The following is a 5,038-nucleotide window of genomic DNA, read 5'->3' on the forward strand; positions in this document are numbered from 1 at the left end:
AAGGGGTAAAAATGCTAAAATTTAAATCGCTAATTATCGCCGCTTTCGCGCTTTTGGCCTTCGCCGGCTGCGCGGGCAAGACCTGCGACGCGTGTTACGGCATAAACGGCGAGCGCTCGGATATCGGCGGCGCGGACGCGTTTTATTTTAACGAAGTGATGACGGTGCAGTCTGACTGCTCGCTATGCAGCGGCAGAGGTGGGACGCTAAAAATCAACGGCACGACCTATAAAAGCGACGTAGCGATACAATGCTGCCTAGAAAAAAACATGATCGACACTAATATCGGTCTTAAAAAAGTCTACATTCACCGCATTACCGACGACCGCCAAAGCGCCCGCTCTATCCGATACTCGCGCCGCGACGGCTCGCAAGTCGTATTTAACTCCAACCCGCGGTTAGAAACGCTTTTTTATATGTTTTTAGAGCGCGAGCTACAATCGCGCGGTATCGTAGTCGTAGATACGCAAACTTCGCCGTATACGTACCGCTTAGACGTTAGTTTCGGCTCGTTAAGCGGCGAATACGATCCTAAAACCGAGCAGCTAAACGGTAGACTAGAAGGCTCCGTGCGCCTTTCAAATATAAATTTTAGCCGCAAGCGCAGCTTTTCTACACATCACCACGTAGAAAAGCTAGAAGCGAGCGAGTCTAAGGATTTCGACTTTTTCATAGCGCTTTTAGTCAAGCAAGCCGCGATAAAAGTCGCCGACGAAATTTCAAAAATTTAAAGGAAAAATATGAAAACGTTTAAAATTTTGCTAGCTGCGATCCTTGCCGCGCTAACGGTTGGCTGCGCGCCTACTCAAAGCGTCGTAACGCTAAAACCTTACGCCGCCGTCGCGACGAACGTCGTAAGCGGTAAAGAAGTCTATATCGCAAAGATCGTCGACGTGCGTAAAAATCAAAGCACGATCGCTACGATCACCGATAAAAATGGCGACGTGAGCGAATACGTCGTGCTGCAAAACAATCTTGCCGAGTGGTTTAAAACCGCGCTTGAAGCCGAACTTCGCGTACGCGGCGCGAACGTAGGCGGTATGGGCGGCGTCGCGGCGGAGATCTATATCCAAGAATTCGGCGCGAATCTAAGCGGCTACGACAAAGATAATATGAAAGGCAACCTAAAAATCGCGCTAAAAATCCAAAAAGGCGACGAAACGATAAATAAAAATATCTCGAACAGCCAAACTAAATTCGAGCTAATTCGCACTGGAAGCTCGTTTAAACCGTTTTTAGACGAGATGATAGAAGACGCGGTGAAGCGCACGGCGGCGCAAATTTTAGGCTCCTAGTGGCTTATTTTTTAAAACGGACGGCGCAGTATTGTTGCGCTAGACTAGACGGGTTTAAAAATTTTAAGCGTAGATAGAACGCATTGTTCATAGAGCTTGAAATTTTAAAGCTAGCGACGTATAGCGCAAAAAAATAAGCCGCAAAAGGCGAAATTTGAGATGTATCAACTGCGAGGCTTTTAGCTTTTCCGTTATTTGCCCTTCGTGTAAGCGAATTTTGCAAAATCCTCGCCTAACTCTGCGAGAAATCGGGAATTTTAAAATTTTTAGCTTCTACGGCTATGACGAAATTAAGCCCGTTATCCTCAAAAAACACTCTATGAGCGGGGTGTTTGCATACCGCGCCCTCGCAAATTTAAGCTTTAAACAATTCGCGCGCGAGTTTGAATTTAGCGCCGAAGCAAGCCTGGTGCCGGTTGACGATAAAATTACTAGCGGCTACTCGCATACGGCGATTTTAGCGCACGCGGCGAGAAGCGAAATTTTACGCCCGGTCTACCGCTGCTTACACGCCTCTTCAAACGTTAACTATTCGGGAAAAGATTTAAATTTTAGGCTCGCTAATCCGCGAAATTTTAAAATTTTAAAGCGCCCGCCGTATCCCGTTATTTTAATCGACGACGTCGTAACTACCGCGACTACGCTGCTTGAAGCGAAAACCGCGCTTGAAAAAGCAGACGTCGAAGTGCTTTTCGCGCTGACGCTTGCGGATGCGAGATACTAAAAATCCAAAAAAGGAGAAAAAATGACGATGCACGAACTTGCAACAAAGTTGTTTAAAATACCCCGCTCCATAACAGGCGAGGGCTTTCGCAAAAGTTTAAACATAATAAAAAGCTCGAAAGCTCTGCTTCGCAAAATAAGGAAGACGGCAAACCTGCGATTTCAAGTAATTTAAAAATTTACTCCGTAAAAAGCGGCGCAAAATGCTTTGACTGGATCGTTCCGCCGGAATGGATCGTTAAAGATGCGTGTATCATAACGCCTAGCGGTCGAAAGATATGCGAATTTGACAAAAATAATCTGCATTTATTAAATTATTCCGCGCCTTTTCATGCTAAAATAGGCCTTAATGAGCTACAAGGGCACTTATATTCGCTACCGCGCCTTCCGCGCGCTATCCCCCGTACGCGACTAGCTACTACGAGAGACGCTGGGGATTTTGCATTAGCCAAAACGAGCGCGATGCCTTAGAGGATGGTATTTACGAAGTTTTTATAGATACCGCGTTTAAAGAGGACGGCGAGCTAAATTACGGCGAGATTTTTATCCCCGCGACTAGTGACGAGCCAAGCGAAAATTTAAGCTCCGACGAGATAAAACCGGAACAAAAAAGCAAGGGCGAGATTTTATTTTCCACCTATCTTTGTCATCCGCAAATGGCAAATAACGAATTAAGCGGTCCTGCGGTCTGAACGCAGCTTGTTAAATTTATCCGCACGCTTCCACAACGCCGCTACGACTACCGATTTATCGTCGTACCGGAAACTATCGGCTCTATCGCTTACGTCAGCCGAAATTTTGATTATTTAAAATCAAACGTCAAGGCTTGCTTCGTACTTAGTTGCCTCGGAGACGAACGCGCTTACAGCGTAGTTTTAAGCCCTAGCGAAAATAGCCTAAGCGACCGCGCCGCGTTACATACGCTTAAATTTCTTGCAAAAGAGCCTAAAATTTACTCGTTTTTGTACCGCGGAAGCGACGAGAGGCAGTTTAACACGCCGGCTCTAAATTTAGGCGCAGTAGCTATTTGCCGCTCAAAATTCGGCGAATACGAAGAGTATCACACTAGTCTAGACGATTTAAATTTCGTCACGCAAAAAGGACTTGAAGGGGGATTTGAATACGCTAAAAATATTGTTTTAAATTTGGAAGCGAATACGGTTTATAAACCCAATTTTGTCTGCGAGCCGAATTTGGGGCGACGCGGACTAATAGCCACGATAAATGCCGGCGCCTACCCGCAAGAAATGATGAACGTAAGAAATTTTCTCGCGTACTGCGACGGCAAAAGAGACGCGTTGCAAATCGCCGAAATTTTAGGCGTCGAGTTGAGAAAACTAAAAGAGACGATAGAAAAATGCGTCGAATTTGAACTAACAAAGGAAGACTAATGAGCGATTTAATAGATAAATTTGAACTTAAAAGCGGCGATTTCGTCGTAGTAACTGGAAATTTTAATAGATTTATTTTTAAGCGAAAACGTGAAGATAAAAAATACGACGCAAACGTTCTTATCGATGAAATAATCCTAAAAATAGGCCGGAGCGGGACGCTTGCTTTTCAGACTTTTTCTTGGGATTTTTGCCACGGATTAGGTTTTAGCGTAAAAGACACGAAGTCAAAAACTGGCGCTTTGGGAAATTTGGCGTTAAAAAGGGAAGATTTTACGCGTACGGCACATCCGATTTACTCATTTGCGGTTTGGGGAAGATATAAAAATGAGCTTGCGAATTTAAATAACGTAAGCAGCTTTGCGGACGACTCGCCTTTCGGTTTTATGCGCCGCCTAAAAGCAAAGATGATAATCGTAAATTTAGAGCTTGACCACTCTTTTACTTTCGTGCATCACGCCGAGCAAATTTGCGGTATAGATTATAGATTCGAAAAGGATTTTAACGGCGTTTACGTAGACAAAAACGGCGAGAAAAGCAATAAAACATATTCGATGTTTGTTAGAAAGGACGGCGTTATAACCGATTTAAAACCACTTGAAATGCTGTTTTTAAAATCAAAAGCTATGAAAATAAACGAAACGGGCGAGGACGAGATAAAAATAATAAATTTAAGTCGCGCATATGAAATAACCGTCGACGATATCAAAAACAACGGCGCAAGAAGTTTGCATAAGCTCTTTTCGTGCTGACGCTTGCGGATGCGAGGTGTTTAAGTATAATTCATATTTTATTTTATTTGTTGTAAAATTACGGCTCTAATTTTAACGTAAGGAGGGGGATAAAAGTGAGATCGATTACAAATAAAATAGCGCTCGTTTTAATCGTAGCATTGTTCGTATCGTTTTCGGCAATCTCGGCGGTGAGTTATTTTACTGCACAAGATAAGGTGGTGGAACTGGTCAGTCAAAACCAAGAGCAAATTTTAAACGACGTTAAGCGCTTCATAAATGCCTTTTTTAAGTCTAATGAAGAAAAGGCGATTAGCTTACGCAAAGATATTGAGGCCGTAGATTCGAGCGAGATTATGCAGACGATACAAACCGCAAAAGAACACGGCGGAGCTAACGTTAGCATTGCGCTTTACGTAGACGCGACGGGTTGGATAAACTTCTCCGACGGTACCACGAAGTCGAATTTCGATTTTAGGACGCGCGAATGGTTTAAAAGAGCCATGAGCGAGAGTGGGGCAGTATTTACCGAGCCCTATGTTTCTGCGGTTACTGGCGAGTTGGTCGTACCTTTCGTAGCAGGAGTGCGACGCGAGGGTAAGGCCGTGGGCGTAACCGGAGTAAACGTTAGCGTAAATACGCTTCAAAAAGAAATTTTAGAAATGGGTAAAACAAAATACGGCTACGTTTACGTTATTAACAAAGACGGCGTCGTACTCGTGCACAGCAATCACGAATTTATCGGTAAAGCGACTGATTTCGGAAAGACCGTGGCTAGCAAATTCGCAAGTAAGGACTTCGATAAAAACGGGTTAATTCCGTATGTTAACCCAAGAGGCGAAAACGTAAACGCAAAAGCGATCGTGATTAATGATCAAGGTTGGCTAGCCGTAGCGGC

At 44.2% G+C, this 5,038-nt stretch carries 5 protein-coding genes and 1 pseudogene; all 6 read left to right on the top strand.

Translation table 11 applies throughout. The features are described from left to right. The coding region (locus tag QZ147_RS08220) for a hypothetical protein (RefSeq protein ID WP_295149176.1) at positions 1-731 on the top strand (731 nt) is incomplete at its 5' end. A gap of 9 nt (positions 732-740) precedes the next feature. Next, positions 741-1,295: a YajG family lipoprotein gene (locus tag QZ147_RS08225; protein ID WP_295149179.1), complete on the top strand. Its 555-nt coding sequence runs from the start codon at positions 741-743 to the stop codon at positions 1,293-1,295. A 154-nt stretch (positions 1,296-1,449) separates the two neighbouring features. Then, positions 1,450-2,019 (top strand): ComF family protein, encoded by a 570-nt coding sequence (locus QZ147_RS08230; RefSeq protein ID WP_295149181.1) that lies wholly within the window; start codon positions 1,450-1,452, stop codon positions 2,017-2,019. Positions 2,020-2,046: 27 nt separating this feature from the next. Continuing rightward, positions 2,047-3,409, top strand: a pseudogene (locus QZ147_RS08235) (DUF4910 domain-containing protein). Continuing rightward, positions 3,409-4,161 carry an AAC(3) family N-acetyltransferase gene (locus QZ147_RS08240; protein ID WP_295149184.1) on the top strand — a complete coding sequence of 251 codons (753 nt, stop codon included), beginning with the start codon at positions 3,409-3,411 and terminating at the stop codon, positions 4,159-4,161. The pseudogene QZ147_RS08235 and the gene QZ147_RS08240 overlap by 1 nt, the downstream one beginning before the upstream one ends. A gap of 95 nt (positions 4,162-4,256) precedes the next feature. Continuing rightward, positions 4,257-5,038: cache domain-containing protein (locus tag QZ147_RS08245; protein WP_295149187.1), on the top strand; the 782-nt coding region annotated here is incomplete at its 3' end.

This window comes from uncultured Campylobacter sp. (assembly GCF_905371695.1).
GTDB lineage: Bacteria > Campylobacterota > Campylobacteria > Campylobacterales > Campylobacteraceae > Campylobacter_A.

Excerpts from the sequence above, each read along its gene's own strand:
- QZ147_RS08225 (WP_295149179.1), top strand. The coding sequence starts at position 741 with ATGAAAACGTTTAAAATTTTGCTAGCTGCGATCCTTGCCGCGCTAACG.
- QZ147_RS08240 (WP_295149184.1), top strand. The coding sequence starts at position 3,409 with ATGAGCGATTTAATAGATAAATTTGAACTTAAAAGCGGCGATTTCGTC.